Annotated in this window: 17 protein-coding genes; 2 read left to right on the forward strand and 15 right to left on the reverse strand. The window is 72.4% G+C overall.

Features of this window, described 5'->3' with window-relative positions:
- Positions 1-76 precede the first annotated feature (76 nt).
- From IFT77_RS11250 to IFT77_RS11265, 4 genes are all read right to left on the reverse strand, one after another.
- Positions 77-2,170: a glycosyl hydrolase gene (locus IFT77_RS11250; RefSeq protein ID WP_192170026.1), complete on the reverse strand. Its 2,094-nt coding sequence runs from the start codon at positions 2,168-2,170 to the stop codon at positions 77-79.
- Positions 2,171-2,409: 239 nt separating this feature from the next.
- On the reverse strand, positions 2,410-3,141 hold the full coding sequence (locus IFT77_RS11255; protein ID WP_148050099.1) for an HlyD family efflux transporter periplasmic adaptor subunit: 732 nt from the start codon (positions 3,139-3,141) through the stop codon (positions 2,410-2,412).
- On the reverse strand, positions 3,138-5,456 hold the full coding sequence (locus IFT77_RS11260) for a glycosyltransferase family 2 protein (protein WP_244638738.1): 2,319 nt from the start codon (positions 5,454-5,456) through the stop codon (positions 3,138-3,140). The genes IFT77_RS11255 and IFT77_RS11260 overlap by 4 nt, the downstream gene beginning before the upstream one ends.
- A gap of 559 nt (positions 5,457-6,015) precedes the next feature.
- A complete protein-coding gene (locus IFT77_RS11265) occupies positions 6,016-6,927 on the reverse strand; it encodes a hypothetical protein (protein ID WP_192040640.1) in 912 nt (303 codons plus the stop codon).
- A gap of 109 nt (positions 6,928-7,036) precedes the next feature.
- Between IFT77_RS11265 and IFT77_RS11270 the strand changes: the two genes are divergently transcribed.
- Together IFT77_RS11270 and IFT77_RS11275 are read left to right on the forward strand one after the other, a co-directional pair.
- A complete protein-coding gene (locus IFT77_RS11270; protein ID WP_192040639.1) occupies positions 7,037-7,492 on the forward strand; it encodes a hypothetical protein in 456 nt (151 codons plus the stop codon).
- 25 nt (positions 7,493-7,517) lie between these two features.
- Positions 7,518-8,210 (forward strand): SDR family oxidoreductase, encoded by a 693-nt coding sequence (locus tag IFT77_RS11275; protein WP_192040638.1) that lies wholly within the window; start codon positions 7,518-7,520, stop codon positions 8,208-8,210.
- A gap of 67 nt (positions 8,211-8,277) precedes the next feature.
- Here the strand turns inward: IFT77_RS11275 and IFT77_RS11280 are convergent, their stop codons facing one another.
- From IFT77_RS11280 to IFT77_RS11330, 11 genes are all read right to left on the reverse strand, one after another.
- Positions 8,278-9,210 carry a hypothetical protein gene (locus IFT77_RS11280; RefSeq protein WP_192040637.1) on the reverse strand — a complete coding sequence of 311 codons (933 nt, stop codon included), beginning with the start codon at positions 9,208-9,210 and terminating at the stop codon, positions 8,278-8,280.
- A 131-nt stretch (positions 9,211-9,341) separates the two neighbouring features.
- Positions 9,342-9,518 carry a hypothetical protein gene (locus IFT77_RS11285; protein WP_192170027.1) on the reverse strand — a complete coding sequence of 59 codons (177 nt, stop codon included), beginning with the start codon at positions 9,516-9,518 and terminating at the stop codon, positions 9,342-9,344.
- Positions 9,519-10,437: 919 nt separating this feature from the next.
- On the reverse strand, positions 10,438-11,376 hold the full coding sequence (locus tag IFT77_RS11290; RefSeq protein WP_192040636.1) for a hypothetical protein: 939 nt from the start codon (positions 11,374-11,376) through the stop codon (positions 10,438-10,440).
- A 245-nt stretch (positions 11,377-11,621) separates the two neighbouring features.
- Entirely contained in the window at positions 11,622-15,209 is a 3,588-nt protein-coding gene (locus IFT77_RS11295) for a hypothetical protein (protein WP_192040635.1), read from the reverse strand.
- The gene (locus IFT77_RS11300; RefSeq protein WP_123547579.1) at positions 15,206-15,514 is read right to left on the reverse strand and encodes a WXG100 family type VII secretion target; all 309 of its coding nucleotides are present in this window, start codon (positions 15,512-15,514) and stop codon (positions 15,206-15,208) included. The genes IFT77_RS11295 and IFT77_RS11300 overlap by 4 nt, the downstream gene beginning before the upstream one ends.
- Positions 15,511-15,906 carry a WXG100 family type VII secretion target gene (locus tag IFT77_RS11305; protein WP_192040634.1) on the reverse strand — a complete coding sequence of 132 codons (396 nt, stop codon included), beginning with the start codon at positions 15,904-15,906 and terminating at the stop codon, positions 15,511-15,513. Before IFT77_RS11305 ends, IFT77_RS11300 begins: the two co-directional genes overlap by 4 nt.
- Before the next feature lie 65 nt (positions 15,907-15,971).
- Complete coding sequence (locus tag IFT77_RS11310; RefSeq protein ID WP_158614657.1) at positions 15,972-16,265, reverse strand: WXG100 family type VII secretion target; 294 nt, start codon at positions 16,263-16,265, stop codon at positions 15,972-15,974.
- A 153-nt stretch (positions 16,266-16,418) separates the two neighbouring features.
- Positions 16,419-17,264 carry a hypothetical protein gene (locus IFT77_RS11315; protein ID WP_192040633.1) on the reverse strand — a complete coding sequence of 282 codons (846 nt, stop codon included), beginning with the start codon at positions 17,262-17,264 and terminating at the stop codon, positions 16,419-16,421.
- Complete coding sequence (locus IFT77_RS11320) at positions 17,258-17,587, reverse strand: hypothetical protein (protein ID WP_123547575.1); 330 nt, start codon at positions 17,585-17,587, stop codon at positions 17,258-17,260. Before IFT77_RS11320 ends, IFT77_RS11315 begins: the two co-directional genes overlap by 7 nt.
- Before the next feature lie 108 nt (positions 17,588-17,695).
- Entirely contained in the window at positions 17,696-18,289 is a 594-nt protein-coding gene (locus IFT77_RS11325) for a hypothetical protein (protein ID WP_192040632.1), read from the reverse strand.
- Between the two features lie 94 nt (positions 18,290-18,383).
- Positions 18,384-18,998 (reverse strand): FHA domain-containing protein, encoded by a 615-nt coding sequence (locus IFT77_RS11330; RefSeq protein WP_192040631.1) that lies wholly within the window; start codon positions 18,996-18,998, stop codon positions 18,384-18,386.
- Positions 18,999-19,115: the final 117 nt, after the last annotated feature.

Genomic DNA, 19,115 nt, shown 5'->3' on the forward strand with positions numbered 1-19,115 from the left:
GAACGCGGTTCGAGGCGGGCGCAGCCGCAGCCACAGCCACACCCGCGGGCGCACCCGCAGCCGCAGCCGCGCGCAGCTAGCCGCGCGCCTGCGCCGCCAGGATCCAGGCCATGGCGTACGACCGCGAGTTGCCGTCGTCGATCCCCGTCGCGGGCAGCGCGGCGAGCGTCGTGAGCGCCGACGCGGCCGCGTCCTTCCCGGCCAGGGCCGAGTACATCAGGACGTAGTCGGCGAGCGGCCCGTCGAAGCCGTCCGGGGCTGCCTCCGCGACGAACGCGTCGACCTGCTCCGCGCCTCCTGCGGCCTCGGCGGTCAGGTAGTCGACCGACGTCGGGCTCAGCGGGATCAGCTGGATGCCCGCGATGGCCGACGGCTCGGCCGAGAACCAGGTCGCCCAGTCCCGCTTGCCGCCCCAGTTGAGCGACACGACCGTGTGGTCGAAGGTCGTCGTGCCGGCCGCGCCCTGGAACACGGGGTCGCTGAGGTCGGGCGCCACGAAGTAGGCGAGGGCCGCCTGCGACTCGGCGCTGAGCATCCAGCTCGCCTCGCCGCCGAGGGCCTCGTCGCCGGTGGCCGATGCCCAGAGCGACAGGCCCGCGTAGGCGCCCACCGCCTCCGACGACGACTCCTGGTTGTTGCCGTCGGCGAACGGCGAGTAGCCGCTGGCCCAGCTGTGCGACCAGAACGGGTCGAACGCGCGGCGGTCGGGGAACGAGCCGTTCTGCGAGCCCGACGCGATGTCGGCGGCGAGGAGGTCCATCACCGGCTGCCAGCCCTGGGCCAGCGAGGGGTCGTCCGCGGCCATGACGCCGGCCGCGTAGAGGAAGTAGCCGTAGTGGAAGTAGTGGTCGTTGAACTCGTCCGAGCCGAACGACGCCGCCTTGCCGACGACGCCCTTCACCGCGGGGTCGTAGACGAAGCACTCCTGGTCGCGCGACTCGCAGCCGTCGGGCTCGGTCCAGAGGTCGAGCTGGTCGACGATGCGCTTCTTGAGGTCGGCCGCCACCTCCTGGTCGTCGAGCTGCACGGCGAGCTGGTAGAGCATCGACGCCCGGTAGAGCGCCTTGCCGCCGTAGTACGTGTCGGCCGCGAAGGTCGGCGTCAGGCTGACGTCGATCTCGAGCTGGTCGCGCACGGAGGCGCGCTCGGCGTCGCTCAGCCCGCTCAGGTCGAGCGCCGCCGAGGCCGTCGTGGTGGGCGCCCCGAACGACAGGCCGGTGCCGATCGAGAGGGGCACCGTCCCGTAGACGGTCGGGTACGTGAGGCCGGTGTCGGTGCCGCCGGCCGCCGGGCCGGAGTCGCCCTGGTGCGGCGCCGCGACGACGAGGGCGTCGCCGCCCGCCGCCGTCACGTAGCCGAGCTCGGTGGTCTGCTGCTGCTGGTCGCCGCTGCCGCTCGTGCCGTACGAGGTGGTGACGCCGGTCAGCGGCGAGGCCGCCGCGTCGAGCACCTGCGTGGTCTGGTCGGAGGAGGCGCCGGCCGGGACCGAGACGAGCACGACCGAGCCCCCCTCGTCCAGCGAGACGGAGGAGGCGTCGGCGTCGAGGGTGCCGCCGGTGACGACGACCCCCCAGGTGGAGTCGCCGACCTCGACCGTCGCGCGGCCGTCGCCGGCCGCCTCGAAGGTGCCGTCGCCGAGCACGGAGAGCGCGTCGGTCTGCGCCGTCGCCGCGGTGTACGACACCGTGGGCGAGCCCTCGGCGATCGTCGTGTGGCCGAGCACGGTGTCGCCGTCGCGGTGCTCCAGGGTGACCGACACGTCGTCGTAGCCGCTCACGACGAAGTCGGACGAGCCGAGGTCGACCGAGACGTCGGTCAGGGCGGGGCCGACGATCGCGGTGGCGGACGGCACCGGGGCGGGCTGGCCGGCGGCGAAGCCGTCGTCGGTCAGCTGGAACGAGATCGGGAACGGGAAGACCGGCATCGGCTCGTCGCCGAAGACCAGTCCCGAGAACCAGCGGTTGGTCGGCGGCAGGACGCCGTCGGCGAGCCGCATGGTCGGGACGTCGGCGACCGACTCCTCGGGCAGGGCGGCCACGAGCGGGTCGACCTGCGAGGCGGGCAGCACGTCGCCGGCCGCGGTGGTGCGGCCCTCGGTGCTGCCGCCGTCGGGGCCGGCCGAGCCGTCGTCGCTCGTGCAGCCGGCGAGCACGAGGCCGCCGGCGGTCACGAGCGCCAGGGCCGCGACGAGGCGACCGGCCGGGCTGCGACCGGCCGGGCTGCGGCCTGCGAGGCGGCGGCCTGCGGGGCCGTTCCCTGCGGGGCGGGGGGTGCCGAGGAGGCGCGGCGCGCGTCGGGTGTCGACCCGCGCCTCCTCGGCGTGACGGGTGGTCGCGGCGTCGGTCGAGGGTCCCGAACGACCCAGCCCACGACGACGACCCGTCGTCTCTTCTCCTGCGTCAGCGATGATCAGACCCCGATCTGACGCAGGAAGTCGGTGAGGGAGTCGACGGGGCCGGCGAGCACCCCGTCGTCCCGGAGGTGCAGCTTCGCCTCGACGGGCGTGCCCGGCGTGACGAGCCCGTTGTAGGCGCCCTCGACGAGCTGGTCGCTCGAGACCTGCAGCGTCGTCTCGGCGTCGCCGTCCTTGGTCTCGACGTTCACGACGCCGACCTTGCCCGTGATGGTGGTCTGGTTCGGCAGCATGAGGTCGACCTCGGCGCCGGACTCGATCCGCTCGTAGTCACGCGGCGTCAGCACGAAGTCGGCGGCGACGAAGAGGGTGTCCTCCTTGTCGATGGTGCCGAGCGAGCCGCCGGCCTGGACGAAGCTGCCCTCCTTGAGCAGCACGTCGGCGACGGTGCCGTCGACGGCGGCCTTCAGGGTGAGGGTGCCGTCGGGGGCCACCGAGTAGGTCGCGGTGTCGTAGGTCACCAGGCCGCGCGAGATGTCCTGCAGCAGCGAGAGGCTCTGCACCTCGAAGAGCGTGTCGCCCTCCTTCACCTCGTCGCCGTTCTCGACGTACGAACGGGTGATGGTGCCGCTGTAGTCGGTGCCGACCGAGTACTCCTGGGCGGCGATCTCGGCGCTCGTGCTGTTCACCTGCTGCTGGCGCTGCGTGAAGATCATCGTGAAGGCGGCGACCAGCACGAGCACGACGAGCATGCCGGCGGTCATCTTGAGGCGGTTCATCCAGGTCATGACGTGACCCTCTCCTGCTGGTCGGCGCGGGCGCCGGAGTCGTCGGCGCTGGCGCCGTTGTCGGGGGCGGCGCCGTGGTCGGGGGCGGCGTCGGAGGCGCGGCGGCCGCTGGGCCGGTCGGCCCGGCGTGCTGCGCCGACGAGAGAGTCGGGGTCGTGCTCGGCGGCGTGCGCCAGCGCCTCCCTCTCGTGGGCGTGGGCGAAGGCGCGGGACGCCGCGAGCTCGGCCTGGCGGGCCTGGTCGCGAGCCGTCTGCTCCGGGTCGTCGGAGGGCGTGCGGTCGGCGAGGCGGTGCGCGGTCGCGAGGTCCGCCTCCTTCGCCGCTGCCTGCTCGGCCTCGTCGGCCTGCTGCAGGGCGAGGATCTCCTCGCCGGTGCGCGGTGCGGGCCGCGAGACCTGCGTGCGACGCGACGCGGGCGCCGAGCCGGGAGGCGCGGTGAGCACCACGGGGGCGTCGGTCACCTCGCCGCGCTGCTCGGCCTTCGCGAAGCGCTTGAGCGTGCGGCCCTCGCGCCAGGCGGCGACGAGGAACGCAGACAGGATGAAGGTGTTGAGCAGGTTCCACACGGTCGCCAGCGTCAGCACGCCGTTGTCGGCGTCACGGACGAGCGCGACGCACGAGGTCAGCGTGAGGAACAGCCAGAACAGCACCTGCGGGATGATGAAGTTGAACGGCGACGACACCTTGCCCTTCCGGCCGGTGACGCTCCACGCCTCGTCCTTGCCGCTGATGACGTTCCACAGGGCCTTGACGTAGATCGGGAACGACACGGTGGCGAGCATCAGCACCTCCCAGCGGAACGAGCCGAGCGTGTAGAACGCCAGCACGATCTGCATCAGGTAGAAGCCGGCGTAGAAGAGGAACCACTGCAGCACCGAGATGTGCAGGTTCATCGGGCGGAGGTCGAAGAAGATCTCCATCGGCGGCACCATGAGCAGCAGCAGCGGGGCGATGCCGGTCAGGTAGTTCGTCGCGGTGACGAAGTACTGGAGGCGCTGGTCCATCGTCAGGGTGCGGCGCGGGCTGAGCGGGTTGTGGCGGAACAGGATCTCGAACCCGCCGGTCGCCCAGCGCAGCTGCTGCTTGCTGTACGCCTCGATGGTCTCGGGGGCGTCGCCGACGGCGAGCGTCATGGGGATGTAGATCGACTTCCAGCCGGCCTCGTGCAGGTGCAGGCTCGTCCAGACGTCCTCCGACTTCGAGTCGGTGTCGATGCCGCCGATCTCGTCGATCGCGCTGCGGCGGAAGATGACGTTCGTGCCGACGCAGAAGGCCGCGTTGAAGCGGTTGCGGCCCGGCTGGATGAAGCGGTAGAAGACGGTCTGCATGTAGCCCGCGCCGCGGCTGACGAGGCTCGTCAGGTTGCCGTAGGTCTGAGGGGTCTGCACGAAGGCGACCTTCTCGTCGACGAAGAACGGCACCGTCTCGAACAGGAAGTCCGTCTTCGGCACGAAGTCGGCGTCGAAGATGGCGAAGTAGTCGCCCTTCGCGATGGCCAGCGCGTGGTTCACGTTGCCGGCCTTCGCGCCGTTGCTGCTGAGGCGGCGGATGTAGCGCGCGCCGAGCTGCGCGGCGAGGTCGCGGACCTCGTCGCTGCGGCCGTCGTCGAGCACCCAGGTGCGGTGCTCGCCCTTGAGGGCCAGCGCGGCCTGGACGGTCGTCGCGATCTTGGCGAGCTCCTCGCCGTAGACCGTGATGAACACGTCGGCGACGATCTTCTCGCCGGCGATGCGCATCGGCCAGAGGTGCGGCGTGCCGCGGAGGCCCAGGCGGTCGATCTCGTCCTCGTCGTACAGGGTGTCCTGCGTCGCGTGGAAGTCGAAGTCGCGGGGGTCCTGGCCGCCCGAGAGGATCGTCCACATGGCGAAGAGCGTCTGCACGACGAGGATCGCCTCGGCGACGATGATCATCGCGTAGGGCAGGATGTCGCCGCGGTTGCTCGGGTTCAGCAGGAACTGCGCGTAGAGCAGGATGCCGAGCGTCGCGATCAGCACGAGCAGCACCATCACCGGGCTGTGCGCCCTGCCGCCCTCGGGGCGGGCCGCCACGCTGACGTGGTCGGCCCGCGGCCGAGGAGCGGGCACCGGCTCGCGACGCTGGCCGACGGGTCCGGAGGGTGCTAGGTGCCTCTGGTCGACGGTCGTCGCGGTGTCGGGACGCTCGTCGAGGACGAGGGTGCCGGTGCTGGTGGTGCCGGGTGCGGTGGTGCCGGGTGTGGTTGCGGTGGTGCCGGCCGCGAGGCGGTCGGCGGTGGACGACGTGGTGGCCGACCCCGTTTCCGGGGACAGCGGAGCGTCGCGCATGGTTCGGGACATGCGAGTACTTCTCTCCTGGTTCGGGACTGCGGAGATCCCGGACGGCAGAGAGGAGCCGTTGTCGCCTGCAGACGTCCGGGGAGGGCGTCGGCAGCTGTGGCGACGGGTGCGTGCAGTCGACGGCCTGGGTGTGAGCCGGCGACGGCGGTGAGCGGAGGAGGGTGCCTCCGCGGCTCGTCCTCTCGGACGTGCCTGTCGGGTGCGCCCGGTGGGTCGCCGGGCGGCGGTGGTGCTGATGGAGCGGTCGTCGTGTGGGCCTTTCGGGGGACCTCGCGGCGACTGATCAGAACAGTACAGGCTGGTCTGGAACGGGGTTGTCACCCGTTCGGGGGGTCGTACCCCTCCTGTGGGGCACACGCCCTCCGGGACCCGCGCCGTTGCTGGCCTCATACCCGGCGGTATCGCCCGTCGTGTCACCCGGGCGAGGGACAGACTCACCCGGGGTGCCCGCTCTCACCCGTCGAGCGGCCCGCCCGGAGACGCGGAACCGTGCAGAGGATGCACGTCCCGCAGGCGGGTTCCGTGCAGAGGGTGCACGTCCCGAGGGAGGCGGGCCGGCTCAGGCGCCGACGTCGCGGACCCAGCGCGCCAGGAACTCCGCCCCGGCCTCGTCGTGGATCAGCCCCGTCGCGCTCGTGAGCACCGGGTACTCGGTGGCCGGCACGCCGTCGGCGGGCCGGACGTCGACGTGCGCGACGTCGTGGCCGTTCTCGTGCAGCCAGTCGGCCATGGCGTAGTCGCTGCGCGAGTCGCCGACGGTGCGCCACGCGAGGGGCAGCTCGCCGTCCTCGGCGAGCAGCTCGAGGGCGCGCTCGGCGCCGAGGTCCTTGCCGAGGCGGACCGACTCGATGTCCGTGGAGATGATGGTCGGGTCGACGCGCCACTGCACCTCGCCGCGGGCGTCGCGACGCTCGTCGTCGAGTCGTCGGACCCCCGCGCCTCGCCGGACCAGCGCCTCCATCGCCTTCTCGTCGAACTCGCGCTGGCGGGCCAGGTAGGTGGCCGACTCGACCGTCGTGAGCTGCTCGATCGAGACCATGGCGCGCTTGGTGTGGTCGAAGAAGACCAGGTCGGCGAACTCGGCCGTGACGAGCTCGTCCATCTCGGCGGCGAAGTCGGCGGGCATCGCCAGGGCGGAGTCGACCTGCACCTCGCTCATGCCGCCGGGGCCGTGCTCGGGCCCGATCGAGAACCACGACGCGCCCTTCTCGCAGATGCCGTGCACCCTCGCCCCGGCGGGCAGGCCCGCCGCGATCATCGGGCCGACGACCTCGTCGCGGATGAACGCGTCCGACCGGCCGGTGTTGAAGACGACCGGGATGCCCGCCGCGGCGAGCGCGACGAGGTCTCGCGTGATCTGCGGCAGGGCGATGCTGCGGCTGACCGGGCTGGCGATCGGCCCGTCGACGTCGAGGAGGAGGCCGAGGGGCGGGGGCGTCGAGGAGGCGGTGGACGAGGAGGCGGTGGTCACCGCCCCATCCTCGCAGTCGCGGCCCCCGTCGGCGCCTCGACCGCGCGGAGGACCCGCCCGTCCGCACCAGGTGGGAGGATGGGAGATCCAGACCCCGAAGGAGATCTCCGTGCCGCAGCTGCCCGCACCCGTGATCGCGGCACTCGAGGCCTTCGCCGCGCCCGACGCCCGCGACACCGTCCAGAGCCTGGCCCACGAGGCCGCCGAGGGCGTCGACACCCCCCGCGAGCGCCTCGACGCCCTGCTCGAGTCGGTCGAGTGGGTCGACATGGGCGTCGTGCACCCCATGGCACCCGAGCTGCGCGACCCCGAGGGCGTGCGCCGGCTGCTCTCGGCGATGGGTGCCGACGGGCGCTGCGCCGTGCTCTCGGCCGGTGGCTCGGAGGACGACCGCGACCTCGGCGGCGCCCTCGACCAGGTGCTGCAGCAGCAGTCCGGCGGGGCGCTCGTGGTCTGCCGACCGGGGCCCCTCGCGTTCCTGGTGACCGCCTCCGGCGAGCGCTGGCTGCTCAGCGACCGCGAGCTGCCGCAGCTCACGGGGCCGCTGCCGATCATCCGCGACTGACGCCGCGACGCGTCAGACTGGGGCGATGAGCACCGACGCGTCCCGCCCCACCGCCCTCGTCACCGGAGCCACCCGCGGCATCGGCCTCGCCGTCGCCCGCGACCTGTCGCGAACGCACCACGTCGTCGTGCACGGCCGGGACGAGGAGGCGCTGGTCGCCCTCGCCGACTCGCTCCCCTCGGCCACGCCCTGGGTCGCGGACCTCGCGGGGTCGCCCTTCGAGGCACCCGCGCTCGACCGCCTCGACGTCGTCGTGCACGCCGCGGGGGTGATCGGCGGCGGGACCGTCGAGGGCACGAGCCGCGACGACTGGCGCCGCGTCTTCGAGGTCAACGTCTTCGCCGTCTCCGAGCTGACCCGGCAGCTGCTGCCGGCGCTGCGCGCGGCCCAGGGCACGGTCGTCGCGATCAACAGCGGATCGGGCTTCGCCGCCGGTCCCGGCGGCAGCACCTACGCGGCGAGCAAGTTCGCGTTGCGGGCCCTCACCGACTCGCTGCGCGAGGAGGAGCGTCGGCACGGCGTCCGCGTCAGCTCGGTCCATCCCGGCCGCGTCGACACCGACATGCAGCACGAGCTGGTCGAGAGCGAGGGAGGCCTCTACGACGTGTCGCTCTACCTCGAGCCGCAGTCGGTGGCCGACGCCGTCCGCCTCGTCGTGGACCTGCCCCACGGCGCGACGGCCGAGGTGGTGTCGGTGCGCCCGACCCGTCGCGCCTGACGCCGGTCGACCCCGTCGGGCCTGACCGACCGACGAACGCGTCGGTGCGCCGTGAGGGTCGGGGCGGTCAGGTCGTCGGGAGGGCAGGCCACTCCGGCAGCTGCGTCTGACGGACGGTCGCCTCCTCGAGCAGGTGGCCCGGCAGCTCGCCCTCGTAGACCGCGGCGTCGATCTTGACCAGCTGCAGCCCCTCCGCGAGGTCGGCGTCGTGGTCGGTGTACGTGCCGCTGAGCTGCAGGCCCGTGGCGGTCGGGTACTGGTCGGTGACGCGGTAGCCGAGGCCGTTCCAGCGGGTGCGGATGTCGAGCTCGAAGTACTCCTGCGCGTCGGCGACGTCGATGGTGCGCGACCAGACCATCGGGGTGGTCGGCGTCCAGCCGTCGGCCTCGGCCTGCTCGTCCTGGCGCACGGCGATCACCCGCGTGCCGCCGTCGATCAGGTCGGCGATGCGGACCTCGCCGTCGTCCATCCGGGCCAGGCCGCCGACGAAGCGGCTGACGAGGCGCGGCTGGCGCTCACGCATCGCCTCGATGTCGTCCGCGTAGATCCAGCCCCAGGCGGCGGAGTGGAAGTACGCGAGGTAGGTGCTCGTGCCGTCGGCGGCGATGCGGTGCAGCTCGGCGCCGGCCGGCACGCGGCGGTGCGGGAGCCACGAGAGCGGGATGACGTGGTCGGGGTCGGCGACGAAGCCGTCCCCGCGGAACGGCGGCCGGTCGAGGAACGGCCCGCCGGTGACGTTCTGCGTGGCGCGGTCGGGACCGCCCGTGGCCTTCTCGAGGAGCAGGTTCGCCGTGCCCTCGAACCGCAGCACGTCGATGTGGGGCATGTCGGGCGAGAACGGCGTCGCCGGGAAGTCGAGGCCGTGCGCCGTGATCAGCTCACGCGGCGTGCGCGCGTGGCCGACGGCGCCCCAGGGCACGACGAAGCCGGCCACCCGATCGTGGTCGTGGTCGTGGTAAGCCGCGCTCAGCTGCGGCGTGACGGCTTTCTGCAGGATCATCTGCGCCCCTCCGAGGTCGTGCGGCGACGGCACTGGTCCACCGGTCGCCCGGACCAGGATGGCACAGGAGGCGCGGGCCGCGGGGGCGCCTCCCCCGCCCGGATGAGGCCGTCGTCCTGCGCCACGGGCCCCTAGCCGATCGCTTCGGTGCGGACGTCCTCGAGGTGGTCCTGCCGCACACGGGCGACCCAACCAGCGCCTCCTGCGGGCTCCGGCTCGACGAGGTACCCGTCGGACAGCAAGACGGCCTCGGGGACGGCCCCGCCCCCCGCACCTCGAGCACGTCGCGCGACGTGAACGGGTCCCATGGCCGGGCGAGCTCCACCGACATGCCCGCGACGGTGGCCGCGCTGCGGACGCGCACACGGTCCTCGACCTCGTCGTCGGGCACGGTCCGGGCGCCGACCACGGCGGCCTCCGTGGCGGTCCAGCCCACGTACGCCGGTCCGTCTCCGCGCAGCAGGGGGCCGACAGTGCGCGCCCGTCCGTCCAGACGCCCTGACGTCCGCGCTGCGGCCCAGCACTCGTCCCCCGTCACGGCGAGCACCTCGATCTCGTCTCCCGCCAACTGTGCCGTGCCGTGCCGCCAGCGACGTCTCTCGGCCCCGTCGACCGCAACGGGCTCGCCGCTCCCTGACTGGAAGACACCGCGCATCTGGTCACCGGACGAGGGGACGGCCTCCAGGGAGGACAGCCGTCGGGCACTGCCGTCGGAGAAGGCCGAGGCTCCCATCTCAGCTGCGTTCGTGGCCGAGGGCACGAGCGTGTCCACGGTGGACCTCAAACCGGCCACCAGGTCGAGATCGTCGACGGCCAGCTCGAAGCTCCCGTCGTCCTCGACCCGCTCGACGCCGAACGGCACAGCCCCTACACGACTCACACGTCCAGCCAGCAGCCACCGGGTGGTGGTCCCTTGCAGCACCACCACTCGATGACCGGACGACCAGGCGGTCGTCATCGTCGACGTGATGGTGGACGTCTCGACGGGCAAGCCCACGACCACGCCGCTCCGCTCGTCCGGGATGGTGACGGTGCCGTCGACGACGGACCCGACCCAGGTGCCACGAGACCTGGCCACCACCTCGCCGTCCACGACGGCGGCGACGCCGGACGGGGCCGGGACCGCCGTCTGTGCTCGCTCCCGAGACGAAGCCACGTGACCACCCCTTCCCGTCGAGACCATCATGGCTCGAACACCCCCGTCGCGCGCTAGGGGGGACCGAGGCCCTAGCCGATCACCTCGGTGCGCACGTCGACGAGGTCGTCGACGAGCACCTGAGCCGTCCACCCGCGCTCGTCGGCCACCGGCTCGATCAGCCGGCCTGTCTCGGTCGTCCAGGCACCGGGTACGGGCCCGTCGCCTCTCACGACCGTCGACCGGCGAGACGCCATCGATGCCCACGGCGCGTCGAGGACGACAGGCCGTCCCGCCAAGAGCCCTGATGTCCGCAGAACTCGACACGATCGGGTCTCGGGCTCGGCCGAGAGCACCGCCGTCCCTGCGGAGGGGGTCACGAACGAGTACGGCTCGTCCAGGACGGGAACAGGCGTGGTGAGGTCGGTCAGACCCCAGGGCGCGTCGACGGGCAACGCCGTGTCCGGTCGCTGCGGAAGATCGGTGAGGTGCAGTTCGTGTCCGAGAGCCCGACCGTACCTGCCCTGCAGCAGGAAGGGCGGCACGGGGTCCTGCCAGGCGCGCTCCGACGCGAAGAGGACCTCGACCCGAGCGGAATCGCACCACCACCCTCGGAGCGGCCGGGGCCAGCAGTCGGTCGAGATCTCGATCCGCCTCGCGCCCCTCCGGGCATCTCGAGGAGCCCTGTCGCCCACGACCCACGATCTGCCGTCCCGCTCGGCCCAGACCACGACCGGCAGCCCGTCGAGCAGGCCGCCCTTCTGCATCCACCCCAGCCGATCGCCCGACCCGACGACCACCTCGTCGCCGCATTCCCCCTCGAACGCGATCGAGGTGCCGTCGCCGACCGTCCGGCTCCCGTGCGGCTCGAAGCTCCGCAGCCTCCTCACTTCAGCACCTCGATGCACGAAGCCACCAGCGACGTGCGTGGTCCCGGCCAGGACGGTGTCGGTCGTGGTCCAGGAAGACACGAGCTCTGACGGATCGTCGAGCGGCTCGACGAACCACGAGCTCCGTTCATCGCGAGTCACGACACCGGCCCGTCGCCGGAGAGCGTCCGAGCCGTAGCCGGAAACGGTCACCGTCCCTGCGGCGTCCCGTCCCAGCTCCACCTCCATGCCCCGCCACCAGGCACCCGTCCGATCACGACGCAGCCCCTCCAGCGCGAGACCCGATGCGATCCGCTCAGGATCGAGCGCCAACTCGAGCAGACCTCCGTGCCAGCCTCTGAGGGTGCTGCCGTCGACGTGGCGGATGCCCGACGGCAGGTGACCCGTCACGGCGATCGCCAGCTCAGCGTCTTCGCGTCGTAGACACGGATCACGATCTGACCGCCCTTGCGGTCGTAGCGCCAGAGTTCAGCCCCGTCGCGCAGGTGAACACCATCCGCGACAGCCTCGGGCGTTGCGTTGCCACGGTGGCCTGCCCAGCCGCTACCTCGAAGCGGATTGTGCACGTTCGCTTCGAGTGCAGCATCGAAGGATTCGCGTCCCGGCGCGTCATTCCTGAAGTGGCGGTCGAGCACAGGGCCGAGAAGCTGCAGCCGCTGCGCCGGTGATGAGCTGTCCCAGACATCCGGCGCTATGGCGTTGCCCGGGCCCGGGTCGGTCCACTGCTGTAGGAGATCCAGTTGCTCGTTCTGCGTCACTGCTGACACGGGAGGCGCCTCGGCCTCGAATCGGATGGCGTACGTCACCGGGTCCGATTTGCTGAAGCCGCTTCCCGGGTAGCCCAGGCCGAGCCTCGAGAATATCCTCGCCGGCGTCATGACCTTCCCAGTCGCGAGACGAGTGACGTGCTCGAACCGAGAGACGAAACCGCCGACCCCGTTCTTGGCTATGAACGTGTCGCCGTTGAGAATCCGTTCGGCACGAGCTGCAGTCAGGACCTTCGACCAGACCCCGGATGATGGGATGTCGTCGATGTCCTGTCGGACAGAGAGCAACGTGTCGATCTCCGCGCGGTTCAGTTCCACGATCGGTCGATCCGTCAGCCCGCGGAAAGAACGACGGTCCAACCCGTGGGCATGCAGGATCTGCTCGAGCCCCGCCCGATATTCACGCGAGGACGTCGCCACCCGCGACTCGGGATAGGTGGGCCCCTTGCCTCTGCCGAGGCCCTCAGGTCGTTCCGGATCGGCCCCGGTGGGTCCGCTCTCATCACGGCCGCTCGAAGCCGGATGCTCGCCCCGCGGCCCTGCACTCTGGTCGCCTCGCGTCGTGACCGCATCCGAGTTCAGTGTCGGCTTGGCCATGAGGAGGGTCGCGCCCGCAGCCGAGGCCGCACCGACTGCGGCCGGCGGCGCATCGGCGATGCCGTCCCCGTGCGAGCTCGGGCTGCCGTCGGCGCCCGAGGACGCAGCGGTGTCGGCCTGCGTCGCGTGCTCGCCGAGGGTCGCGTCGTCCCGCGTGCTCGAGGCCACGTCGACGGGGGTGCCGTCGGTCGTCGACTCGGGAGTCGCCGACGTCGTCGACGCCGAGGCGTCCGGCGACGCCGTGGCCTCGGGAGAGGGCGCCATGGTGTCGCCCTGGGGCGATGCGTGGGCGGCCGCGGCCTCCGCGTGCGCCGCGACATCGGCGTCGATCGCCGAACGCACGTCCGCGAGCTGTGCGTCCGTCGGGATGGCCGAGGCGTCGCCGCTCGACTCCGGGCTGACGCCCAGCTCGTCGGCGGTCACGAGGTCCGTGTCGATCGAGGAGGCGCCGGTCGCGTCCGCATCGGACGAGACGGCCTCCGAGGTGGTCGCCTCGCCGGCCGGCGTCTCCGTGACGGCTCCCTCGGGTGTCGAGGAGTCCGGCGTGGTGCCGGCATCGGGCGTGACGGCCGAGTCCGGTGTCGCCGACGACTCGGGAGTGGCCGTGAGATCAGGAGTGGTCGACGACTCGGACGTCGAGGTCGAGTAGGACGGCGAGCTGTCGGACGCCGACGACTCGGGTGAGGCCGACTCGGGCGTGCCGGAGTTCTCGGACGTGGACGACGAGTCGGTCACCGACGCGTCCGCTGTGGTCTCGGGTGCTGTCGTCTCAGGCGCTGTCGCCTCGGGTGCCGTCGTCTCGGGAGAGCCCGACTCCGACCCGGTGGTCGCCTCCGGGGTGGTGCTGTCGATCGGTGCTGCCTGGCTCGTGCCGTCGCCGGCCGGTGCGGCGTCGGGGAGCGACGTGGTGTCGACGTCGGCGACGTCCGTGCGGACGGGACCGGCGCCTCCTGCGCTGCTCGTGCCTCCGCCCGCGTTCCCCCCGGCCGCGACCGCCGGAGCATCCGAGCTCGTCGACACGGCGCCACCGCCGGCGACGGAGGAGGCGGCGGGTGCAGCCCCGCCCCCAGGCGCAGGGGCGGGAGAAGAAGGTGAAGAGACCCCGTCGCCGACCGGCCCGTCAGGTGCACCGCGATCCATGAAGCCGCTGTCCTGCGAGGCTGCGTTGCGCTCGGCCAGGAACGTCGGCGAGACGTTCTCGCCGTCGCGGCCAGCGAGGGCCGCGTCGGCGTCGAAGCCGAGACCCGTCCCGCCGCGCGCGTCGATCGCCGCGCCGACGCCGTGGCCGCCGGCGCCCATCGCGGAGCCGGCTCCCATGCCGAAGAGGGCGGCGAGGCCGGCGTTGAAGTCCTCGCCCTTGATGCGGGACTCGGTGTAGCCGCCCGCGACTCCACCGGCGGCGCCCTCGGCAGCGCCCTTGGCCGCCTCGGTCGCCGTGGCGCGGAAGAACGTCGGCTGCACGGCGTGACGCCCGGCGCGTCGCCCGAAGGCGGCCGCGAAGCCCGCGCCCACGCCGCCGCCGGCGACGCCGCCGACCACGCCGCCCGCGAGCGTCGCGAGCAGGGAGTCGACCGTGATCTCCTCGCCGTTGCGAGCCGACACGACGACCGAGGAGGCAGCACCGCTGATGGTGCCCTTGACGACCTCGGCCCCGAAGCGCCAGTGCATCGGTCCGTGCTCGAGCTTCCGCAGCACGCTCGACGCCTTGAGGAACTTGTCGGCGGGGATCCGGTTGATGATCTTGAGCTTGCGGATCAGCTCGGCGATCTTGACGACCCAGCGAGCGATGGTCGTCGTGGCCTTGGCCGCACCGGCGAGGGCGCCGACGCCGAAGGTGACGAAGGAGAGCGCCACGGAGATGCCGATGTCGATGGCCAGCTCGATGGCCAGGCTCTCGAGCATGCTGCGGATCTCGGCCCAGGTGTCGTCGATGTTCTGCGCGAGGTCGTTCAGCGCGGTCTCGTTGCCGCTCGCCGCCTCGGAGAACTCGCCGATCATGTTCTGGATGGCGGTCCGCACCTCGTCGGCGACGCCGCTCTGTGGCACCTCGGACGCCGCCAGCTCGACGAGACTGCTGCCGAGGCGCGACTTCGCCCGGTCGAGGTCGGTCGCGAAGGTGCCCCAGGCGAGGGCGGCCGCGCGCAGCTTCTCCGTGTCGCCTCGCGGGAACACGACGCCGACGGCGTACAGGGCGCCCTCGACGAGCTCGGCCAGTTCCCCGAGACCACCCGGGATGGGGTTCGACCCGAGCGCGGACGGCGGCACCGAGGCGGACGGAGTCGTGCTGGCGGGGATCTCGATGCCGCTCGTGCCGGGCTTTCCTGCCCCCGTGAGCTCCGCCTCCTTGTAGGCGGCGCCGGTGCCGGCCAGCAGGCCGTCGAAGCCCTGGAGGAACGACGCGATCGCCTCCGTGCCCTTGGCACAGCCCTTCGCGGCGTCGTCGTAGTCCGGGCTCCAGTCCTCGGCGAGCTCGTCGTCGCCGGCCATGCCCGCCGACCCGCTCAGCGAGCTGGAGAGGCTCGTCCAGGCGGCGGTGACGTCGGACGCGATGGTCGACATCTCGCTGCCGTCGGTGACGAGCCCGAACGCGTTCAGCCTGACGGTGGTCACGGCAGCTGCCCCCTGAAGTCGTTCCACTGCGTGTCGAGCTGCTCGACGGCCGACTCGTAGGCGGTGTGCGCGGTCGTGGCCTGCTGGTGCAGGGCCTCGGCGGACTGCGTCAGCGCCTCGGCACCGGCGGCCCACTGCTCGAAGCTGCCGAGGAACGCCGCCATCGCGGGGCCCTGCCAGTCGTTCGGCAGCATGTAGGCGAAGGTGCTCGCGCCCTGCTTGAGGGCGTCGCAGTACTCGGTGAGCGACTGCATCTGGTCGACGAGCTGCTGCAGCGTCGTCGTGTCGGCCTGCTGCTCGCTCATCGGGCGTCCTCCCCGGCGGGGGGCGACTGCCGGTCGGCGGGGACGGCCTCGCTGAGCCCGGCGGACGCGGCGGCGGGACGGACGGCCATGGCCCCGGCGCTCTCGGAGAACCCGCCGCTCAGGCCGGACTCGGTGCTGCCGTAGCCGCCCTCGGCAGCCTGCAGGCGCCCTGCGAGGCTCGAGAGCACGGTGCGCAACGCGGTCGCGCCGGCCTGGAACTCCTGCCAGTTCTTCTCGAAGAGGGTGGCGTCCTCGCCCTCCCACGACGAGTCGACGACGCTGCGCACGACGGACCCTGTCTCGGCGACGTGCGCGTCGAACGTGCTCACGACCGACTGGAGGAGGTTCGCGACCTCGCCCAGCGATTCTGTCCTGACCCGGTACTGGACCATGTGACTCCCCCTACGCCGTCACCGCCGCCCGCTGGTGAGCAGGCGGCGTCGACGGCGGATGACTGCTAGCCGCGGAACGTGCCCGAGATCGAGTTCTCGGACTCCTCGTACGAGAGGGCGGCCTGGCTCAGCAGCTCGCTGATGCCCTGCAGGCTCTCCTTCAGCTGGATCGCCGACTGGTCCCACTGCGAGTACAGCTCCTGGAACGACTGCGACGCCGCACCCGACCAGTCGCCGCCGACGAGGCCGTCGACGAGGGACTTGAGGTTCTGCAGCTGCGACTCGATCGACTGCGATCCCGAGGACAGCTGGTTCGAGACGCCTGACAGTGAATCGGACGTGACGCGGATGTCGGCCATGGTTCTTCCTCCTGAACGCTCGTGTACACGGGACGCACCGGTGGTGTCGCCCCCGTGTCCCCCCTTGGACGAGGCACACAACTCCGGCAGCATAGCGACGATCCGTCATGCTGTCAGGGCGAGCTTAGGGCGGGGCAGAACGATCCGTCCAGATCAGGTGCGCGACTGTCCCCCGGACGCGTCGGCACCCGTGCCCGCGGCCGTGCCGTCGACGCCCGAGTAGTCGAACACGTTCGAGATGCGCATCATGTGCTCCGCGAAGCGGGTCGCGTCGCTGTCGAGGCGCGTGGGGATGCCACGGTCCTCGCACTGCACGGTGAGGGCGAGACCCAGCCGGGGCATGGCAGACGGGTCGCTCTGGTCCGTGGCGCTGTCCATCGAGAACGAGATCACGCCGAACTGCGGACCGTCGTGATGGGCCCACGTCTGCACGACGCGACGGTGCGATCGTCGCGGGAGGCGCCTCCTCACGGCCTTCCCGTCGGAGAGCACCACGTTGATCTGGACCGAGTCGGCGCCGTTCTTCGCCGCGAACCTCGCCGCGGCGCCCTGCAGCCCCTTCGCGGCACGCATCGCGTCGGCCTTCGCGTGCGCGTCCACGAGGAAGATCCCGAGCACCTCGGGCCACGGGATGGTGCCGACCCCCTGGACCGGCGTGTGGAGGCCCTCGTCGGACACGCCGAGGGCGAGTCCGGGCTCCCCGCCGGACTGCGCCATCAGCATCGTGCGCCGGTGGAGGGCCGTGAGGGCGTAGATGACCATCACGAGAGCGAGCACGCTCCCGAGGACGAACGGGCCGAGACGGCCCCACCACCAGAGCGCCGCGACGAGCACGACGGCGAGGCCGATCATGAGCGCGGCGGTGACGACGTTGCGACGGACGATGTCGTGCCACCGAGCGGGCAGGTAGCGGACCTCGTAGCGCCCGCCCCCCGCGAAGAAGTCGCGCCAGGTCTGGCGCCTGCGCTCGTCCTCAGGCGAGGCCGCGGGGCTCACCACCCCGGCATCCCCGCGCACGCCTGGCCGAGCTGGTCGAAGCCGCGCACCGGGTCGGTGAAGGCCTGCCAGGCGCGACGCGGGTCACGGGACTCGACGCCCGCCTCCATCTCGGCGAGCACGGCGGGGGCGGAGGCGGCCCACGCGTCGAACGCCGGGGACGACGTCGTCGACGGCGCCGAGGCCAGCACGGCGCGGACGCCCTCGACCGCGGCCTGCACGCGCACGAGCGCCCCGGGGTTCCCCTGCGCCAGCATCGTGGCGCTCATCAGCTCGATGGTGGGCGCCTTCAGCGCCGCACACGTGGTCTCCAGGTCGTCGGTCACGTCTCTCCCCCGTCGTCGATCGAACTGCTCCGATGGTAGCGAGAGGGGCTGCCGGTCGGGGCTGGTCGGACTCGATCGGGCTGCGACCGAGGCCGGCCGCGCCGGCCGTCAGCTCGCGTCGACGACCCAGCTCGCCTCGGCCTGGCTGCGGCCGTAGCGGCCGCCCATGCTGAAGTTGTCGAAGACGACGAGGCTCGGCTCGGCCCCGGCAGGGGCGGTGAGCACGACGCACGTCGTGGCGGAGCCCTGCGACAGGTCGGGCGCGACGGCGCGCCCCTCGAGCGGGCAGTCCGCGGTGAAGTCGTCGTCGAAGGCCAGCACGCCAGGCAGGCGGTCCCCGTGCACGAGCTCGTCGTCCACCATGAGCCCCCAGTACTGGCTGCCGAAGCCGGGATCGCCCTCGGGCGGGATCGCCCCCTCGGTCACGGCGAGGTCGACGGTCGCCAGCCAGACGTCGACGCCCGCGGCGTCGAACTCGTCCCACGAGGCGACGTCCTCGGGATCGGCCCGTGCGATGTCGGTCACGGTGACCTCGACACGGGTGTCGTCAGCCGACGAGGTGAGCGCCGGGTTGACCGTCACCGTCGAGCCGAGGTCGAGGTCGCTGTGGTCCGCGATGTTCACGCAGCCCGAGAGGCCGAGCACGGTCACGGAGGCGAGGGCGACGAGGGCCAGCAGGGAACGGCGCGGGGTCGTGGTCACGCCGACAGCCTAGGGCTCGTCACGGTCTCGGCCCACGTCACGGTCTCGGCCTCGTCGCGGTCTCGGCCGCGTCTCGGACCGGGCCTCGCCTCGGTCAACCGACGGCGACGGTCGCGCCGACCGAGCCCAGCTCGAGCTCGTCGCCGGGGCGCAGCGCGACGGGCCGCCCCTCGACGCACTCGATCTCGACGCCGGCTCGGTGCACCACGGTGCCGTTGCCGGAGCCGCGGTCGGTCACCACGAGCTGCCCGTCGACGACGTCGAAGGCGGCGTGGGCGCGCGAGGTCGACCGCTCGGGGTCGGTCACCGCGAACGCGGCTGCCCCGGCCTCTCCCGCGGCCTGCTCGGGACGACGACCGACGACGACCGGGCCGTCGACGACGAGGCGCTGCCCGGTCGAGAACGCCACGATGAAGGTCGCATTCGCGACGACGGGCGAAGGAGGCGCGGGCACGGCCGCCGGGACCGGTGCGGCAGCAGCCGGCGCGGGTGCGGCCACGGGTGTCGCCGCTGATGCGGCCGCCGGGGCGGCGGCAGGCCGCGCGACCGGCGGCACCGTGCGCTCGAGCGGCGGCCGCGTGCTCGCCACCGGTGCCGGCAGCGGCGCCGCGACCGGCGCCCGGCCCGACGTCACGAGCTGCCCGCACGAGAGGCAGAACATGCTGTTCGGGCGCAGCTCGGCCCCGCAGTACTCGCATCGCGATGCCATCAGCCGTCAGTCCCCGTCACGTCGTCCCCTCGAAGCCGTCCCCCACGATACGCGACCCGCCGGGCCCGCCTGGCGTGCCGGGCCCACGCCTTCCCGCGGCGTGGTGAGCCGGCGAGA

The organism is Frigoribacterium sp. CFBP 13729 (assembly GCF_014841875.1).
Classification (GTDB): Bacteria; Actinomycetota; Actinomycetes; order Actinomycetales; family Microbacteriaceae; genus Frigoribacterium.